The 19,492-nt window shown below is 50.9% G+C and carries 14 protein-coding genes; 8 read left to right on the top strand and 6 right to left on the bottom strand.

Annotated features, from left to right (window positions below):
* Window positions 1–148 precede the first annotated feature (148 nt).
* Both ACO0LI_RS04945 and corA read left to right on the top strand, forming a co-directional pair.
* Window positions 149–1,225 carry a GlxA family transcriptional regulator gene (locus ACO0LI_RS04945; protein ID WP_423031311.1) on the top strand — a complete coding sequence of 359 codons (1,077 nt, stop codon included), beginning with the start codon at window positions 149–151 and terminating at the stop codon, window positions 1,223–1,225.
* An 85-nt stretch (window positions 1,226–1,310) separates the two neighbouring features.
* Window positions 1,311–2,276, top strand: coding sequence for a magnesium/cobalt transporter CorA (gene corA, locus ACO0LI_RS04940; RefSeq protein ID WP_422951863.1), 966 nt, complete (start codon window positions 1,311–1,313; stop codon window positions 2,274–2,276).
* A 56-nt stretch (window positions 2,277–2,332) separates the two neighbouring features.
* Here the strand turns inward: corA and ACO0LI_RS04935 are convergent, their stop codons facing one another.
* Entirely contained in the window at window positions 2,333–2,749 is a 417-nt protein-coding gene (locus tag ACO0LI_RS04935) for a lysozyme inhibitor LprI family protein (protein ID WP_423031310.1), read from the bottom strand.
* Window positions 2,750–2,873: 124 nt separating this feature from the next.
* Between ACO0LI_RS04935 and ACO0LI_RS04930 the strand changes: the two genes are divergently transcribed.
* Window positions 2,874–4,049 (top strand): DUF3667 domain-containing protein, encoded by a 1,176-nt coding sequence (locus tag ACO0LI_RS04930; RefSeq protein ID WP_423031308.1) that lies wholly within the window; start codon window positions 2,874–2,876, stop codon window positions 4,047–4,049.
* A 63-nt stretch (window positions 4,050–4,112) separates the two neighbouring features.
* On the opposite strand, the gene ACO0LI_RS04925 is transcribed toward ACO0LI_RS04930, so the two are convergent.
* Window positions 4,113–5,360, bottom strand: coding sequence for a sensor domain-containing diguanylate cyclase (locus ACO0LI_RS04925; RefSeq protein WP_423031306.1), 1,248 nt, complete (start codon window positions 5,358–5,360; stop codon window positions 4,113–4,115).
* 347 nt (window positions 5,361–5,707) lie between these two features.
* On the opposite strand from ACO0LI_RS04925, the gene ACO0LI_RS04920 reads away from it, so the two are divergent.
* Window positions 5,708–7,390, top strand: coding sequence for an alkaline phosphatase family protein (locus tag ACO0LI_RS04920; protein ID WP_423031304.1), 1,683 nt, complete (start codon window positions 5,708–5,710; stop codon window positions 7,388–7,390).
* 79 nt (window positions 7,391–7,469) lie between these two features.
* On the opposite strand, the gene ACO0LI_RS04915 is transcribed toward ACO0LI_RS04920, so the two are convergent.
* From ACO0LI_RS04915 to ACO0LI_RS04905, 3 genes are all read right to left on the bottom strand, one after another.
* A complete protein-coding gene (locus ACO0LI_RS04915; RefSeq protein ID WP_423031302.1) occupies window positions 7,470–9,086 on the bottom strand; it encodes an oligopeptide:H+ symporter in 1,617 nt (538 codons plus the stop codon).
* A 522-nt stretch (window positions 9,087–9,608) separates the two neighbouring features.
* Window positions 9,609–12,806 (bottom strand): efflux RND transporter permease subunit, encoded by a 3,198-nt coding sequence (locus ACO0LI_RS04910; protein WP_423031300.1) that lies wholly within the window; start codon window positions 12,804–12,806, stop codon window positions 9,609–9,611.
* A gap of 2 nt (window positions 12,807–12,808) precedes the next feature.
* A complete protein-coding gene (locus ACO0LI_RS04905; protein WP_423031298.1) occupies window positions 12,809–14,086 on the bottom strand; it encodes an efflux RND transporter periplasmic adaptor subunit in 1,278 nt (425 codons plus the stop codon).
* Between the two features lie 223 nt (window positions 14,087–14,309).
* Between ACO0LI_RS04905 and ACO0LI_RS04900 the strand changes: the two genes are divergently transcribed.
* The 4 genes from ACO0LI_RS04900 (at window position 14,310) to ACO0LI_RS04885 (ending at window position 17,582) form a co-directional block, all read left to right on the top strand.
* A complete protein-coding gene (locus ACO0LI_RS04900; RefSeq protein WP_423031296.1) occupies window positions 14,310–14,963 on the top strand; it encodes a hypothetical protein in 654 nt (217 codons plus the stop codon).
* Window positions 14,964–15,193: 230 nt separating this feature from the next.
* Window positions 15,194–16,225: a Leu/Phe/Val dehydrogenase gene (locus tag ACO0LI_RS04895; protein WP_423031294.1), complete on the top strand. Its 1,032-nt coding sequence runs from the start codon at window positions 15,194–15,196 to the stop codon at window positions 16,223–16,225.
* 233 nt (window positions 16,226–16,458) lie between these two features.
* Entirely contained in the window at window positions 16,459–16,965 is a 507-nt protein-coding gene (locus tag ACO0LI_RS04890; RefSeq protein ID WP_422951853.1) for a DinB family protein, read from the top strand.
* 89 nt (window positions 16,966–17,054) lie between these two features.
* Window positions 17,055–17,582, top strand: a complete 528-nt coding sequence (locus tag ACO0LI_RS04885) for a GNAT family N-acetyltransferase (RefSeq protein WP_423031292.1) — start codon at window positions 17,055–17,057, stop codon at window positions 17,580–17,582.
* Between the two features lie 4 nt (window positions 17,583–17,586).
* Here the strand turns inward: ACO0LI_RS04885 and ACO0LI_RS04880 are convergent, their stop codons facing one another.
* The gene (locus ACO0LI_RS04880; RefSeq protein WP_423031290.1) at window positions 17,587–19,416 is read right to left on the bottom strand and encodes a sensor domain-containing diguanylate cyclase; all 1,830 of its coding nucleotides are present in this window, start codon (window positions 19,414–19,416) and stop codon (window positions 17,587–17,589) included.
* Window positions 19,417–19,492 lie beyond the last annotated feature (76 nt).

Raw genomic sequence — 19,492 nt, 5'->3', positions numbered from 1 at the left:
TTCCTGTGGAGTGCGCACCCACCGTTTGGAAACAGAAATATCGTTTCTGTGCAGTAAGTATATTCATGCTTATGGAAAATTAATAAGCTAAAATAGACAAGCGATGTGCTGATTCCGCCATGACTTGTAAGCAAATCTATGTAATCAAATGTTACCGTTACGCTTTGATCTCTTATTTCTGGAAGGCTGCATGCCTGGTGCCATGTTGACCAGCATTGATGCCATTACGGCAGGCAATACCTTGTGGAGTTTGAGAAACCCTGAAAAATTAAGCCAGGCTGGCAGGCGTGCCCTGCCATTTCGCTGGCGCATCATTGATGTGCATGGCAAAGCCCTGCACCTGCCATGGCTGACAAACGCTATGGATCCCGGCTTTGACGGCACCGATGAATATCTGCCGGCGAGGCAAACGGTACTCGTCGTACCTGGCCTGCAAATAAGTAGCATCTATGACCTGGACCGGCGGGTTAAAACTGGTGCCGCAGAAAAAGCCATGCTACAGGCACGTTATCAGTCTGGCGGCATTATCGCTGCCAGTTATAACGCCACAGGCTTTCTGGCAGAAGCAGGCCTGCTTGAGCACAAACAGGCCACCATGAGCTGGATGATGAGTGGCTGGCTGACTGACAATTACCCGAATGTCTTGCTGAATTTACGCCATGAGGTGGTGATAGACGGCAACCTGCTCACGACGGGTGCACCAGCCAGCAATTACCGCCTGATTTATGAAGTCATGCGCCTGTTATCGGGAGACGCCTTGGCCAATAGCGCCATCGATGCCACCTATTATCGCGAAGAACGCTACAAGATCAGTGCCGACATGAACCCGGTACTTTCCACCAAAGCGCGCGATGGCATCGTCTTCAAGGCCCGCGTGTGGCTGGAAGCAGACCTGAGCCGTAGCTACAACCTGCAGGACGTGGCGCATGCCGCCGCCGTCAGCCCACGCACGATCAACCGTTATTTCAATGAAGTGCTGGGAATGTCGCCGCTCTCGTATCTGCAAAAACTGCGCATACAAAGAGCCAAGCAATTGCTTGAAATTAGCATGCTGGATGTCAGCGCCATCGTTGAACAATGTGGCTACCGCGACAGTAGCTCATTTTGCCGCCTGTTCAAAAGAGAAACGCAAATGAGTCCCTTGCAATTCCGCCGTCGCTTCAATTTCCGGGTCGATAAGCGCTGGTGGCGTGCGAATGATGCTACCTCTTACGATACTGACTGAATCCTGCCACGCCTGAGTTTACACAGCACACATATTGGCTCAGACTGAGTCTATTTTCTCCCAACAAAAAGATGGAAACTGAAACATGCTAATCAACTGCGTTACTTATCAGGAAGGTCGCAAACTGTCTGACATACCCGTGGCAGAAATCAGCGACTATGTAAAGCATAAGGACCAGTTTGTCTGGGTAGCCCTGCGCGACGCATCTGACGAAGAATTACAGGAAATGCAGGTAGAGTTTGAATTGCATGAGCTGGCGGTAGAAGATGCGCGCCACGGCTATCAGAGGCCAAAGATAGAAGAATATGGCGACTCGCTGTTTGCCGTCATCCACACGGTAGAAATGCTGGAAGGCGAGCTGCATACCGGCGAACTCAATCTCTTCGTCGGTGAAAATTATGTACTGTCGGTACGCAACCGTTGCCAGCAAAATTTTCTCGGCGTGCGCCAGCGCTGTGAGCGCGAACCGCATTTGCTCAAGCATGGTTCTTCATTTGTGTTCTATGCGCTGATTGATGCCGTGGTCGATCGTTACTTCCCGGTCGTGGAAGCGCTGGAAGAAGAACTGGAACTGATAGAAGAACAGATTTTCACCAAAGGAAGTGAGCGCGCCAATATCCAGCGCCTGTACCAGCTCAAGCGCAAGATCATGATTGTTAAACATGCCGTCACACCATTGATGGAAGCTTGCGGCAAGCTGTTTGGTGGGCGTGTGCCAGCCTTGTGTGTGAATACCCAGGAATATTTTCGCGATGTCTATGATCATTTATACCGCATCAATACCTCAATAGAAACCATACGCGACACTATCAGCACAGCGATACAGGTGAATTTGTCCATGGTTGCAATTGATGAGAGCGAAGTCAACAAACGCCTGGCTGCGGGTGCGGCAATTTTTGCGGTACCCACCGCCTTTGCCGGCATCTGGGGCATGAACTTCAAGGCCATGCCAGAACTGGAATGGCATTTCGGTTATCCCATGGCCCTGGGCATCATGTTCTCGGCCTGTGCTTATCTGTATTACCGGTTCAAGAAGTCAGGCTGGCTGTGACTTGAGTTCACTCGTGGCACGACTTACATCTTGTCGGGCAAGTCATTATCGGTGTCTCAGCGTTGCAATGAGGTCTTGACGCCTTGCAGATGAAGCATGCGCTGTTCATTCAATTCCAGTATGCACAGGTAGCGTCGGTGCGAGCCGCCTGTGCCACCAGCGGCGAGCGCAGCTTGCAGCTCACATTGTTCTTTACGGTAGAGCAAATATTGCTTGCCTGCGGATAACAGATAGCGCTGCACCCGGCCACGGTTTGTTGGCGTATCGTCCCAGCGTAACACCAGGGCTAAGGTATCTGCTTCTGTTTGCTGGAGCAGCGTGTCACTGTCCCTGACCCGTTGTTCCAGACAAGTGCGTGCATCTGCCTGGCCACCAATGAAAAAGCAGTCTTCACCAGAGGCAGCGCGTTGCGCCCATGCACCGGTACTGGAAACTGCCAGGGACAAACACAACAGTAATTGAGGCAAGCGCATCTTGCTCCTTTTTATCTACAAAATGAGTGTTGCATATTATCAAATCCACACCTGATTGTGCTATCTTGCCGGACTGAGGGAAGTTCAACATCGTGCATAATCAAAAAAATCAGAGAGCAAGCATATGAACGTGGATGTGGAAATTGCAACAGATGTGGCAACAGCAGCCGTGCTGGTCAATGAAGCAGAAAAGAGCGCCGCACATGCGGCGGGCTCAACAGAGCATCATCATGCATGCGCCAACTGCGATACCCGTCTGCAGGGGGCCTATTGCCACGCCTGTGGTCAGTCTGGACACATACATAAATCCCTGTTGCATCTGGTAGAAGAACTGTTGCATGGTCTGTTTCACTTTGAGACCAAGGCCTGGCGGACTATTCCAAAACTTATCTGGTCACCTGGCAAACTGACCCGCGACTATATAGATGGCCAGCGCACACGCTATGTATCACCTTTGGCCCTGTTTTTGTTTTTGATCTTTTTGATGTTCTTTGTGTTTTCTTTCACAACGAGTAATCCGCTCGAGAGTATTACTGACAAGCCGCATACCAGAGAAGGTATCAGCAGGGTCTTGCAAGAAAATCAGGCGAAGCTGACTTCCCTGCAAAGTGAGCGTAACAAACTGTCGGCAGGAGACTCAAAACTGGAAGACCTGGATGAAAACATCACCGATCTCAAATCAGAGATCACGGCACTGGAAAGTTCATTGAAATTAATCGGCGTCAAAAATGATGGAAATAGCCAGGCAAAGGACGATGACAAAGACCAGGGAGTGGGAAAACTCGCGCAAAAACTGGATGAAAAACTGTTTAAAAAAATAGAAGAGAATCAGGCCAAGCAAGCGGCGAAAAAACAAAAAGTCACGGTTACCTCATCTCTTCCATCCATACAGGAAAAAATCAAGCATGCGGTCAATACGCCTGAATTGACCCTGTACAAAATGAAGAGCAATGCTTCGAAACTTGCCTTCATGCTCATGCCTATTTCATTGCCGTTTTTATGGCTGCTATTCATCTTCAAGCGCAGATATGGCATGTTCGATCATGCAGTGTTTTCGCTGTATTCCCTGTCCTTCATGGCCTTGCTTCTGATGACGACGGCCATACTGAATACCATGGGTTTCAGCACCACAGCAGTACTGCTATTTGTATTTGTGCCACCCCTGCATATGTTCAGGCAGTTACGTGAGGCCTATCAATTGGGAATAGCTGCCAGCCTGTGGCGCACGATAGCCTTGCTGTTCGTGGCAGGATGTTCTTTGCTCATTTATCTGTTACTGATTCTGAGTGTGAGCGCCTGACCAGTTTGTAGTGTGCTGTGTACAGTGTACGGTGTGTAGTGTGCAACTGGGAAAAGCCAGACTCTAGGTCTCCCAGGTAACCCGGTTACGGCCATTGCTCTTGGCCTGGTACAAGGCCTTGTCCGCACGTTCAAGCAAACGGCCAAGGCGGTCATCCTCGGCCCGGTATATGGCTATGCCTATGCTGACGGTCAGCGAGAATGGCTCGCCAGCGGCAGAATTCAGCAGCAGGGACTGTACATGGGCACGTATGCGTTCAGCCACGAGCAAGGCTTCTGGCTGATTGGCCTGTTGCAAGAGCACGCAAAACTCTTCCCCACCGAGACGGCCAAACAGGTCGGACTCCCGTAATTCCAGTTTGACGGCCTCAGCAAAATTTATCAACGCCAGATCACCAGACTGGTGACCATATTTATCATTAATGCCCTTGAAGAAATCCAGATCCAGCATCATCAGCGTCATCTGGGTTTGGTAGCGCTGGCAGCTTTTGAAGATATGCTCGGCATGCTCAAGAAAAGCGCGGCGGTTGGCAATGCCAGTCAGAGAATCCGTGGTTGCCAACCTTTGCATTTCTCGTTCAAGCAATTTTCGTTGGGTGACGTCCCTGCAAATACCTTCTGCACCGGCATAATTACCCTCATCGTCATACAGCGCCTGGCTATTGACTGATATATCGATGATGCGGCCATCTTTGGTGACCATTTGTCCGGGGAAATCACTGACCATGCCGTGTAGCATGATTTCTTTTCTGAATGCTTCCCTGTCGCCCATCTGCGGATAGAGTGCCGCTGCAGGTTTGCCCTCAATTTCTTCAGGTGTGTAACCCAATATTTTAGTGACTGCAGGACTGACTTTTTGAATGATGCCATTGACGTCAGTGCGGTAATACACGTCCTGCATGTTTTCAAACAAGCGCCTGAAATTGAATTCGCTGAGGCGCAATTGCTCTTCCATTTCGCTATGCTCGGTCATGTCCATGCCGCTGATCATGACAGCATCTTTGCCTTCAAATTCTATGGCATTGCTAATCACCAGCAACATGCGAAAATTGCCTTTGCTGGTGCGTATGCGAAATTTGCTATTCGCATTTGCCCAGTGGCCACCCTGCTTTTTCAATCGACCCTGTGACCTTGGTTGGTCAATGGGGTGAACAAATTCATCGACAGACTTGCCCAGCAATAGCGCCTCATCGCTGGCCTCAAGCAATTGCACTGCAGCGGGATTGAGTTTCACCAATTTGCCATCAACCACAATCGCCACCGCGACTGGCAAGATGTCAAACAGGTAAGTATGATAATTATCTTTGTTCAAGAATGATCCCATCAGGTCCGGCTTCAATTGATAGACATGCAGAAAAGCATCATTTCATTTTACTGCCGGGCAATGATGAGCAAAGTAAGAAAATGCAAGATCGGGCAGATTGTTTTTGATGCGCAACAACAAGAAAACTGAAAGCAAAAATTTAATAGATAAATTTAATAGATATACAATACATGCCGAAAAGCTTATGTATTTTGCTCAAGATTTACTTTGTCATCAAGCTGTCAGATGTATCACTTAGTGTATGCTAGCCTGGGTGCCAATCATAGCCAGAATCGGCTCCTGCATCGACCACTATTGCCTGCTATTGGCCATCATTAACTATTCAACAATTTACCATGAATAATTCCCTGTCCAGCATCCATCTTCCCATGCGCCGCTTATTTTTACTGACCTTCCTCGCTGCCTCTGCCAGCATGCCTGTTCAGGCTGCAGCTGTCGCTGAAAAACCAGCGCAAGCCAAACTGATCGTGGTGCTGGTCGTCGATGGCCTGCCTCAGGAACAGGTTGTGCGTTACCGTGATCAATTTGGGCAAGGTGGCTTCCGTCGCCTGCTCGACCAGGGTGCGTGGTTCTCGGATGCGCATCAGGCACATGGCGTTACCGTGACTGCCGTAGGCCACACTGCCGTGCTCACAGGTGCATATCCTTATCAACATGGCATTATCGGCAATAACTGGATAGACCCGGTCACGCTGGAATCTGTGTATTGCACTGAAGACAAGCAATATACTTACATAGGCGAAGAAACCAAGGCCAGCGATGGCACCTCCCCGGCCAACCTGCGCGTCAGCACGCTGGGTGATGAATTGCGCTATTCGAATGGTGAGCACAGCAAGGTGATCACCGTGTCCGGCAAGGACAGGGGCGCGATCCTGCTGGCAGGCAAAACCGGTACCGCCTATATGTACATGAGCAAGACCGGTAATTTCGCCAGCTCTACGTATTACATGAAGTCTCACCCACAATGGGTGCAGCAATTCCAGGCGGCAAAACCGCAAGACAAGTTTTATGGCAAGGAGTGGCGCCCCCTGCTGCCGGATGCGGCTTATGTAAATGATGCCGACGATGAACTGGTCATCAACCAAAAAGAAAAAGATAAGCGCTTCCCTTTCAAATACGTCAGCAAGTCAGGCAAGCCTGATGCTGAATACTACAAGGATCTCTACACCGGCCCTTATGTCGATGAAATGACACTGGACTTTGCCCGTGCCGCCATCGAAGGTGAAAAACTGGGGCAAAATCCGACTGGCGTGCCGGATGTACTCGGTGTCAGCTTGTCTAGCCATGATTATGTCAATCACAGCTTTGGCCCTGAAAGCCGCATGTCACATGACCATCTGCAAAGGCTGGACAGGATGCTGGCGAATTTCTTTACCTACCTCGACAAGCGCATAGGTCTGGAAAATACCATGGTGGTGCTGACTGCCGACCACGGCTTCCCGAATGTGCCTGAATTTGCACAATCCATCAAACGTGATGCACAGCGTCTGGATGGTAAAAAAATGACAGCAGACCTGAACCAGTATCTGTCAGACAAGTTCGGGCAAAAGGACTTGGTCCGCAAATGGTCCAACCCCAATTTCCTGCTGGACTACAAACTCATGGAGCAGAAAAACCTCAAGCGTGAAGATGTGGAATTTGCAGCTGCCAGGTTCCTGCAGGGCTTGCCTGGCATTGCTGACAGCTTTACCCGTACCCAGTTTGAAAACGGCAACCTGCCACGTACCCGCATAGGCACACTGGTACAACGTGCGTGGAATAAACAGCGCTCGGGCGATGTCATGGTCGTCACCAAACCTTACTGGTATTTTGCCACCGAGGCACATGGCACTTCACATGGCTCACCTTATATCTACGATACCAATGTGCCACTGATACTGATGGGCAAAGCTTTCAAAGCCGGTTCTTATGGCCAGTATGCTGAGGTCATGGACATTGCACCTACCTTGGCCCATCTTTTGCGCGTGCGCCCACCTTCTGGCTCTGAAGGCCGGGTCCTGACAGAGATATTGCGCTGATTCCAATTACGCTAAGTTACAGGACGAAAAAAAACCGCATGAATAAAATCATGCGGTTTTTTTATATCATGCAATCAGTTTATTTCGCCTGACGGTAATTGTTTTGCATCGTATAACCCCGTGCATACAAGGCAAACAGGAAGGCTGCCAGCAAGGCGAAACCAGCAAAGAAGAACATCTGGAAAGCAGTGACGCTCATGCCAGTTGATTTGATTTGCTCAGTGACTGCCTCACTCTTGACACTGGAATTGGCCAGCAAGACCCACAGGTTGCCAATCGTGACCGACAGGTTCCAGAAGCTCATGATCACGCCCTTCATCGCCAGCGGTGCCTGGCTGTAGGCAAACTCCAGGCCCGTCGTGGATACCAGCACTTCACCAAAGGTCAGCAAGGCATATGGCAGGATTTGCCACGTGATGGTCAGGGCATTGCCACCATCAATTGCTACTTGCATGAAACCAACCACGATCCAGGCCAGGCCAGAGAATGCGATACCCATGCCCATGCGGCGTAATGCAGTCAGCTCGACGCCTTTGCGTTTCAACAATGGGTACAGGACCAGGTTATTGAAAGGAATCAGCAACATCACCAGCATAGGGTTCAAGGCCTGCATTTGAGAAGATGCAAACCATGAAGGCTTAGTCATCTGATCAGCCTGCAACACCCATGTCGATGCCTTTTGATCAAACAAGGACCAGAACGGTGTCACCAGAGCAAATACCACCAGGATGCGCAATACCGAACGCACACCATCAACCGCCACGTCAGGATGGATGCCACGGGCACGTTCCAGTTGCATCCAGGTACCCATGCCACCAAAGCCCATTACCAGCACCAGCGCCAGACACAGCGCGGCGACAATACCGACTTTAGGAATCAGGAACATGGAGCCTATCGCCAGCAACACGCCAGCGATTGCGATGAAGTAACCAGTTTTAGCCTGGCCAGGCGCATTCGTGGTCAATGCGGTTCGCACAACATTGAGGAAGGAATGTGGATCACGCGGTGCCGGTGGTACATGGACATATTTGGTGCGGCCTGTCCAGAAAACGATAGTCGCAATCAACATCAGCACGCCGGGGATACCAAAGGCGATACTGGGGCCAGTCAAAGTAAACTTCAGTACGCCGAAAATGTCAAAGCTTGTAGTGGGGCTGAATTTTTTAAGGAAATAAGGCATCAACAGAGATGCAAAGAAAGAGCCAAAATTGATGATCCAGTAAAAACCATCAAACACTTTTTGCGCCAGCGAACGGTTGGTCTGATCAAACTGATCACCAACAAAAGAAGTTACCAGTGGTTTGATCCCACCCGACCCCAGGGCAATCAGGAATAGTCCGGTATAAAAGCCGTTGCGGCTATCTTCAAAAATAGCCAGGCATGCATGGCCGCAGCAATACACAAGGCTGAGCCAGAACACCGTATTGTATTTACCAAAATAACGGTCAGCCAGCCAACCACCCAGCAGGGGGAAGAAATACACACCGATGACGAAGGTATGAAACACTTCCTTCGCCATGTCCTTGCGCATTTCTTCAGGCATGGACAGCAGCAAGCTGGTCGTCAGGAAGGAGACCAGAATATTGCGCATGCCATAAAAACTGAAACGCTCGCAGCCCTCGTTGGCGATGATATATGGTATTTGCTTAGGCATGCGCGCTTTGTCGGCGCCATCCATAGCCACGGATTGAGTCATTCGTCTCTCCTGTTCAATTGTTTTTTTCACAGCCTGGGCAAACTGCCTTTTGTAAAAACAGGCTTGCCTTTTGGGATCATGGATAAGTTTGCCAGCATATAAGATGGATATATCTGGAAAAACAGTGGGCGAAGTATCCAGATTTGTGCAGGGGTAGTCAAGCCTGAAAACGACCGCGTTTGATAGAGAAAAGCTATGCTTTGAAGCTTGCCCCTACATACAAGGAGAAATGATGTCAGAGAGCTACCGGAATGCTATGTCACTCAAACCGACAACCAGGCTGCAAGCCGCATGGATACTGGGTTTGTGCACCGCAAAAATAAAAAACTTATGAGTTGATGACGATACGGTTATGAGTAAAATTCAGACAAAATAATTTTTCACATACTCTCCACATGCACCACCTTTGCGCCACATTTGTTCCACCCCTTCTCCACCCTTTCTCCACCGTTTCTTCACCGTTTCTTCACTGATCTGGCGTAAAAATGAAAATGCCCACTTGTGAAGTGGGCATTCATTTCATCAGGCCAGCGCAGGTTTGCCGCTGACCTTACGCCATAGCCTGAACGGCAGGCGGAAGATAAAACGTAACATGACCAGTGTCAGCAGGGCTTCAACAAATGTCATGATGAAGGCAAAGAAGGTATTCCAGCGCGATTCACGACGATGGAACTTGGCGACCATGCGGTCAACACTGATTTCTATACTGTCATAGAAAGTCGGCACCACCAGCAAGGTCAGGAAGGTGGAAGTGATGGTGCCGCCAATAATCGCAATCGCCAGTGGGCGGTAAAACTCACCACCCTCACCCAGGCCTATCGCCACTGGCAACATACCGGCGATCAGCGCAAAGGTAGTCATCAGGATAGGACGCAGGCGCTTGCGGCCAGCGTACATCAGCGATTCTTCACGGTCATAGCCTTCTTCTTCGCGTTTCCTGGCACAGTCAAGCAAGAGAATCGCATTCTTGGCGACCAGCCCCATGAGCATGATGATGCCGATAAAGCTCATCAGGTTCAGTGTACCCTTGGTCAGCAACAAGGCAACCACCACACCTATCAGACTCAACGGCAGGGACAGCATGACAGGAATAGGTGCAGTGAAAGAGCCAAACTGCATGACCAATATCAAGTACATCAAGCCTATACCAGCGACCAGGGCAATGGTCATTTCCGTGAACAGTTCTTTTTGCGAACGTGCTGCGCCACCAAGTTCTATACCAAAACCAGTGGGGAAGTTCATGGCCTTGGCGATCTTCAAAGCCTCGGTTGTAACTTCACCAGAAGACTTACCCTGTGCATTGGCAGATACTTCTATCATGCGTTTGCCATCAGTATGCTGGATCTTGGCTGGGCCTTTGCCCATGGTGATTTTTGCGATTTGCTCCAGTGGTACCATCTTGTCACTGCCAGCCACGGCGATAGGCAAGCGTTCTATATTTTCTGCGCTGATCCTGTCATCGGGATGCAGGCGCACTGCCACGTCACGCGCTTCACCGGTAGGATCGACCCAGTCACCAATCTCGACGCCAGCAAATGCCACCCGCAAAGCCTGGGCTGCGTCATTGACCGAGATACCCAGGGAGTTTGCCAGGCCACGGTCCAGTTCTATCTGCAATTCATCTTTGGGATCTTGCTCAGACAAGCCTACATCCACTGCGCCGGGCACCTTGCTGAGTTGCCCCATGAAGTCGGTAGCAATCTCAGTGAGCTTTCTGGAGTCAGGGCCTGAGAACCTGATTTGCACCGGCTTTCTGGCACCATTGCTCAGATCATCCTGCACCACATATTCTGCGCCGATAATGGTTGCCACCAGCTTGCGCAATTCAACCCCGACTTCGCTGGCCGAGCGCTTGCGTTCAGTGCTCTTGCCGATATCAACATAGACACGGCCACCACCAGCGTTGATAACACTGTTGGTCGCCTTGGTTTCTTTGATGGTACGGGCGAGCTCGGCAGCTTTTTCCACTTTCATGCGGCCATAATCAAGGCTGGCACTGGATGGTGTGCGGACATCAATCACCAGGGTCCCATTGTCAGACACAGGCAAGAAACTGGTGCCCCCCATACTCGCATGCAAGGCGATTGCACCTATAAAACTGAGGCCTGCAATCAGCGCCATCCAGACACGGTGATGCAGAGCCCACGCAATCACATTGCCATAACGGTCAGCCTGATGATCAAACCAGGTATTGAATTTGGCCAATATCCGGCTAATGCCGCGCTTGGGTTCCAAGTGATGTCCGACCGGGTCGCCCCAATAAGCAGACAACATAGGGTCCAGCGTAAATGAAATAAACAGACTGACCAGCACAGAACTGGCAACCGTCAGCGCAAACGGTCTGAACCATTCACCAGAAACACCAGGCATGAAAGCCACAGGAATAAACACGGCGATGATAGAGAAAGTGGTAGCCGCCACCGCCAGACCGATTTCCTTGGTGCCGTTGCTGGCAGCAGTGCGGCGGTCTGAACCCATCTCCATATGACGCACGATATTTTCCCGCACGACAATCGCATCATCGATCAGTACACCGATTGCCAGTGACAGGCCCAGCAGGGTCATGAAGTTCAGGGTAAAGCCACACAACCACACCGCGATGAAAGCGGCAATCACTGAAGTCGGCAAACTCATCGCCGTGATCAGGGTAGAACGCCAGGAATTGAGGAACACATACACGACAAAAATCGTCAGCACGGCACCAAACATCAGGGATTCAATAACGTTGTTCAGACTGGACTGGGCATCCTTACCGCCATCTTGCGTCACCTCAAGCTTGCTGCCTTTGGGCAGGGTCTTGTTGATTTCTGCTATCAAGTCCCGCACTTTGTTGGCGACTGTCACAGTACTGGCATCGCGCGAACGGGTGACCGAGATACCGACATTGGGGTTGCCATTACGCACACTGAAGCCGCCTATCTCGGCAAAGCTGTCAGCAATCTCAGCTACTTGCGCGAGCCTGACCAGGTCAGTACCACGGCGCTTGATGACAATGTTCTGGAATTCTGCCGGTGATTCTATGCGGCCTATCAGGCGTATGCTCTGCTCATCCAGCTTGCCACGCACTTTGCCTACCGGTGCCGTGGTATTTTGATTGCGTAATGCAGTAACCACTTCACCGACTGAGACATTGTATTCACGCAGTTTTTGCGCATGCAACAGCACAGTCAACTCACGACGCAAAGAACCATTCACACTGACCGTAGCAACGCCATCTATGCCACGGAATTTATCGGACAACTCATCTTCTGCCAGCCGTGAAATCTCGGCATGACTGAGTGTGCTGGATGACAGTGCCATCTGCATTATGGGTTGTGCCGAAGGGTCACTGCGCTCCAATATGGGCTCGCGCATTTCTGTCGGCAGTTTATAGCGCACCGACGCAATCGCATTGCGCACTTCGTCCGAGGCTTCAATGAGATTTTTATTGAAGTTAAAAACGATCACGACTTGCGCGCGACCTTCAAACGCAGTCGAACGTACCTGATACACGCCGGTAATACTTTGCAGCGATTTTTCCAGGCGGTTGATAATCTCGCGCTCTACCGTTTCTGGTGATGCACCAGGATAGGGGATGCTGACCACCAGTACCGGTTCCTCAACGTCCGGGATCTGGTTAACCTTGAGTTTTTTTAGCGCCAGCAAGCCCATACACATGAGGGCGATGATAATGACGATCATCGCAATCGGGCGTTTAATACTGAAATCAGAAAGGAACATGATTATTTCCCTTTAGGACTGGCAGTTGCAGGAGACGAAACCGCCGCAGGCGCCGATGCCGATGCCGATGTCGATGCTGATGCCGGTGCAGAAGATGCAGCAGTTGAACTGGCAGGAGCCGCAGGCAAGTCCGCTCCTGCAGTAGCAACCATTTTTACCTTTTGCCCATCCACCAGGGTAGAAATCGGATTACGTATGACCTTGTCGCCATCCACCAGACCGCTGCGTATTTCAAAATCACCGCGGCGTGGATCACGTTCACCAATCACGATACTGACTTTTTTCACGATGCCATCCTTGATGCGCCAGGCATAGGCCTTGTCGCCATCACGTATCAAGGCTGTGCTCTTGATCATCAGGGTCTGGGTCGAACCTGTTTCTATGCGGCCTTCGGCATACAGGCCAGACACCTTTGGTGGCGTCGCATCGGCAAAAGCCACCAGCACTTCTACCTGTCTGGTGGTGGCATTCGCGGCCATGTCTACACGCTTGACCTTGCCAGCAAATTGCTGGTCGCCATAACCATTGACACGGAAACTGACTGCCTGGCCTATCTTGACATTATTTACCTTGTCAGCCGACAGCAAGCCTTCAAAACGCATGCTGGTCGGGTCGATGACCTTGACCAGTTCCTTGCCAATCTGGGCGGTGTCACCGGCTGACACTTTGCGTTCGCTGACCACACCATCAAAAGGTGCGCGTACTTCTGTGCGTTGCATTTGCTGGCGTGCCTGTACCGCGCGCGCCTTGGCTGCTACCAGATCACTCTGGGCATTATTGCGGCGTATTTCTGCATCTTCCAGTTGCTGGGTTGATGTCATGCCGGAGGCACGCAAAGTCTTCAGGCGCTGGAACTGGCGTTCAGCCTGCTCCAGCGTTTGCGCCGATACCCTGGCGGCTTCGTCTGCCGAATTGCGGCTGTCGCGTATCGATGTATCATCCAGGCGTACCAGTAAATCATTACGCTTTACGGCCTCACCATTTTCTTTAAATACTTGCAAAACCACGGTAGATAACTCAGAACGCAGGTCGGCCTTGCGTTCTGGCTGTATTGAGCCGGTAATCACTGGCCCCGAAGAGAGCGCACTATTTTGTATGACTTGCACATCTTCTTCTGTCACCAGCAGCGGGCTGTCGGGTATCTTGGCACTGGCTGACTTTGAGCTGGCTGACCCTGCGCTGGCTTTGGACTGGTCCGTTTCCTTGCCATCTTTTCCTCCCTTGCTGCATGCCGTCAATGCCAGGGCAAGGGAAAGAAAAATCAGACTGGGTCGCAACATGGTGGTTCTCCGTATATTTATAGTAAATGTTTCACTAAGAAGCTGATTTGTAACAAAAAGTTCCAGAACTTGCCAAGTATCCATGAGCATGCACACCAGTGTCAATCGCACATTACCAGCTTGCAACATTATCTAAATACTAGCTAAATATCCGCGAGTTTCTTGCATTGTCTGCACAAGTCCGGTAGGCTCCGGCCTCTTGCGTATCTATCAAGCTCTTATTGTGTCTGTTTCTGCATCTGTTTCTGTTAATGCGTCTGTTACTGTGTCTGCTGCTAAATCTGCTCCGGCTGCTCCGGCTTCACCACCCGTCTTGTTGATTGTGACTGATGTTTTTGGCAATACGCCTGCGATTGCCAGTTTTGCCCGGCACTTTCCCCTGCCCTGCCTGATCGCCTCGCCCTTTACTGGCGAAAAAACACAATACCCCGCAGAAACCCTTGCCTATCATGCATTTATCGCTGAAGGTGGTGTCGCTGCCTATGCGAGCAATCTGTCTCAGCTTATCCAGACTCATCAATCCAGCCTGCGTTATGCCATAGGCTTTAGCGCCGGTGCCAGCGCCTTGTGGCTCAATAGTGCCAGTACGGCCATGGCAAATCTGCAACAGTCGGTATTATTTTATGGTTCGCGCATCCGCGATCACCGTGATGTACAGCCTGCCTGCCCGACACGCCTGATATTTGCTGAGCAAGAAGCCGCGTTTGAACCGGCAGAACTGGTGGCCGACTTGCGACAGCGCAATCAGAATGCGGAACTGGTCAAGGGCAGCAAACATGGCTTCATGAATCCGTATTCCGCCGGTTTTTGCCTGAAGACCCAGGAACGCTTTATGAAAGAGCTTCTTGATCTGACGCAAATCAGCGCTGCGGCATAAGCAAAAACCCTGCTTGTAGCTGGCTGGCAAGATTGAGTTTCACACCCTATTCCCCTATACTGCGCACGCGTGACACAATCACCGCCCTGCGTTTTTGATTGCACCAACCCGTGATCAAAGACAGTTTTATTTGCATGACAACACCACCTATTTAACTAACTTTTTTTGCGGCACCAGTGCATCTGCCTGATCTGGCAGCTCGTCTGGTTGATCCGCGCGGAGCCATAAGCATGACCGCCTTTGTATTTAATGAAATCAATTTCGACGACCACGAACAAGTCGTGTTCGCATCCGAAGCCAAATCCGGCTTGAAAGCCATCATCGCAGTCCACAACACCAATCTTGGCCCGGCCATGGGTGGCTGCCGCATGTGGAATTATGCAGATGAGGCAGAAGCCGTACGTGATGTATTGCGCCTGTCGCGCGGCATGACCTACAAAAACGCCGTTGCTTGCCTGCCTATCGGCGGCGGCAAAAGCGTCATCATCGGCAATCCAAAAACTGACAAGACCCCTGCGCTGTTTGAAGCCCTGGGTGAAGCCCTGGAGCGCCTGGGTGGCCGTTATGTCACAGCAGAAGACGTAGGCACCAGCCCGGCAGACATGGCCAATGTTGCCAGCAAAACCAAATACGTTGCCGGTCTGGGTGACCGTGGCGACCCATCCCCTTACACTGCACTGGGCTGCTTCGTTGGTGCCCAGGCAGCAGTCAAACACCATTTAAAACGTGATAGCTTTGATGGCCTGACCGTGGCCCTGCAAGGCCTGGGCCATGTCGGTTATGACTATGCGCGCCAGTTGAAAGAAGCAGGTGCCAAACTCATCGTTACCGACATCGATCAGGGTGCACTGAAACGCGCGCAAGAAGAACTGGGTGCAGAAGTCGTCGCCATCGACGCCATCTATGATGTGCAAGCCGATATCTATGCACCATGCGCCCTCGGTGCGACCCTGAACCCGGACACGCTGTCACGCCTGAAAGCAAAGATCGTTGCCGGTGGCGCCAACAACCAACTGGCGACACCAGAGATGGGCGAAATTTGCCGTCAAAAAGGTATTTTGTATGCACCTGACTTTGTCATCAATGCCGGCGGTATTATCAAGGTGTGCTATGAATACCTGAACACTCCAGAAGACGGCATGGTTGCCCATGTACGCCGTATCGGTGAAACCCTGGCAGAAGTATTTGCCCGCGCAGATGCAGAAGGCCTGCCAACCAGCGTCGTGGCCGACCGCATTGCGGAAGCCAGGTTCAAAAAATAAAGCGATGCAAGCCCCGGCTTGCAGATGCTGAGGTCAAGAGCCACCGGACTGATGTTCTGGTGGCTTTTTATTTTGTGCGCTTGTGTCTTTGTGTCTTTGTGCTCTTGTGCCGCTCGGCCCTTGTCGTACTTTTGTATCTGCCGGAATCGCAAACATCTGTATCTACTGACCGCATCTCAACAGGCATATTCTATCCGTAAGGCAGATTTGTTTACCCATACCGGAGAATATGAATGACGATGTTATCAAATATATGCATGCTGACCCACTATAAGGCCTGGGCTGACGACAAGATGTTTTCCATGCTGAGTGCCCTGCCTGAAGAAGAGGTATTGCGCCCCCGTCTTACCCGCTTTGGCAATATGCTGCATACCCTGACCCATGTGTATGTCATCGATGATATCTTCCGTGCGCATCTACAAGGGCAACAACATGAATATCAGGACCGCAATACAGCTACCACACCAGCATTGCCTGATCTTTGGAGTGCATCCAAACAAATGAACCAGTGGTACCGTGACTTCGCAAAAGACCTGACTGACGAAGATCTGGAACGCGTCATCCATTTCAATTTTATTGGCGGTGGCGAAGGTGTCATGAGTTGTCAGGAAATGCTGCTACACGTCGTCAATCACGCTACTTACCATCGCGGTTTTGTCGGTGACATGATGTACCAGGCCAAGGTCATGCCGCAATCAACCGACCTGACCGTATTTGTCAGGGATGTACTGCGCGCATGATGCATAAGCTTGTCATGCGGCGTGCTGCTTGAAAGAGTTGAATTTCAGGCTTACACTCGTATGTCCTATTTTCAACAAGCCGCCTGATCATGACCATACTCACTACTGCACGCCTGCGCCTGGAACCAATGAACGACAGCCATTTTGATGGCCTGTTCCACATGAACAGCCAGGCCGAAGTCATGCAATACATTACTGGCAAACCAGACGCACCAGAAGACACACAGGCCATGATAGAACGCATCAAGGCGCGCTGGATAGAATATGGTTTTTCCTGGTGGAGCTTCATAGAACTAGACAGCAATGAAGTCATCGGTGCTGGCTGCATACAGCATCTGGGCCGCGACCCGGCCAACCCATTGGAAACTGGCTGGCGTCTGCGCAAGGAAAGCTGGAACAAGGGTTATGCGTCAGAAGCCGCACATGCCATGGCGGCATTCGCCTTTGAAAACCTCAAGGCAGAATCCTTGTGCGCGGTCTGCCATCAAGACAATCATGGTTCAGCAAATATCATGAAAAAACTGGGCATGCAATACCGTGGCATAGAGCGCTGGTATGACATGGACACTGCGGTTTATTCCATGGATAAGGCACAATGGGTGGCAAGCAGAAAATAATGTTTTAATCTGCCGCAACAATAATACGGTTACGGCCAGCTTCCTTGGCGCGATACAAGGCCATGTCACTGGATGAGAGCGAGACATCGGCATCAATATCACTGGCTTGCATAAGCGCGATGCCTATACTGACCGTGACCGGAATAATATGGGTATGCGCATTGACTGGCGTATCCAGTAATTGTTTTTGTACACGCTCAGCAAAAACGGTGGCATCGGCAATGCTGGTGCCTGCCAGCACCACAGCGAATTCTTCGCCACCTACGCGGCCTGCATAATCGCTTTTACGCAGTTCATCATGCAGGATATGGGCAAAATGCCTGAGCACCAGATCGCCTATGGCATGCCCATAGGTGTCATTGATGAGCTTGAAATTATCCAGGTCACACATCAATACCGCTGCCGCCTTGCTGGCACCTCGCTGCATGCGCGCCAGCTCTTCTTCCATGCGTCCCATGAAGCTGCGGCGATTAGGAATCTGCGTTAAAAAGTCGATGGTCGCCAGTTCCTGCAACTCTTGTTCTATGCGTTTGTGTTCAGTGACATCGGTAATAAAACCATGCCACAGGGTAGCGCCATCCGGCAGGCGGCGTGGCCTTGCATCCATCTGACGCCAGCGTATGCCTTGTTGCGGCAAATTGACGCGGTATTCCAGATGCAGGTGTTCCAGCCTGCTAGCTGATTTCAGGACGGCATTGCGGTAGGCAGGAAAATCATCAAGGTGTATGCGTGCGTGTATCAGCGCCACGGCTTCCTGCATCTGTAACGGGCTTAATTCATAAATATCGCGTATGCCTTCGCTGAGATAGGTGAAGCGCTCTTCACCATTGGCTTGCATGCAGTATTGATAGGCGAGGCCTGGCACTTCATTGGTCAGGCAAGTCACCAGGTCTGCACTTTCTTGCAGACGCTGCGACAAAACCCGCATGGCCGTGATATCAGTGGTGGTACCTATCATGCGCAAGGGGCTGCCATCTTCCGCACGGCTGACTACCTTGCCACGGCTGGATATCCATTTATAACTGCCATCCTTGCAACGCACCCGGTGCTCGACGACATATTGCTCAGTGAGCCCCTCAAAATGTGCCTGTATGGTCGCTTGCACATAGGCGCTGTCATCAGGATGCAGGCGCGCATAACTGTCTTCTATGCGCCCGGTAATTTCTGCATCGGTATAACCGAGTATGGCTTTCCAGCCGGGTGAATAATGTATTCGTCCGCCAGGCACATCCCTGTCCCAGATGCCAGTGCCACTACCCTCTAAGGCCAGTGCCATACGCAACATATTGGCCTGGCTTTGCTCAGCCAGTGACTGTGCGTGCAGGGATTTTTGCTGCGCGTGCTTGTGTTGTATGAGATTAGCGATCAGGCTTGCAAGCTCTTGCAAGACATGCTGATCGGGCTTTTTTTCAATTGCCCCATTTTTAGCAAAAAAATACAAGCCATCTGACTGCCTGTGTTCATCATTGGAAATGGGTATCTCAGCTAGCAGCCACAGGTCATGGTCTTGCGCAAGTTCCTGCAACCGGCTGACTTGCTTGCTGCGCTCAGGAATTGCGCCTTTTGGATATGCATCTTCGACCACTGCATGCATATTGCGTATGTCATCAAGGCAGGGCTGGGATAAATTTGAAGCAAGCAGCAGATCAGTCTCAATACCACGCACCACTATAGCAGACAGCAAACCAGAATAATGGGCATCCAGGCTGCTGACTATGCGAAGCAAACTATCCGTCAGGTCAGTATTGCGCGCAATATCATTCATGCATAGACGATACAGGTCCAGCAAATGCTGACCGTCTTCATTGCTCTTGTGCAAATTATCCAGACTCATATTTACCCGGCATTTCTGATCAGAGTGTGCTTGCACGTATTTAGCAGGCCCGCTATATCGGCATGACATATCGGAC

This window comes from Undibacterium sp. Tian12W, from assembly GCF_049339405.1.
Classification (GTDB): domain Bacteria; phylum Pseudomonadota; class Gammaproteobacteria; order Burkholderiales; family Burkholderiaceae_D; genus Undibacterium.
This window is presented reverse-complemented; position numbering and strand designations above follow the sequence as displayed.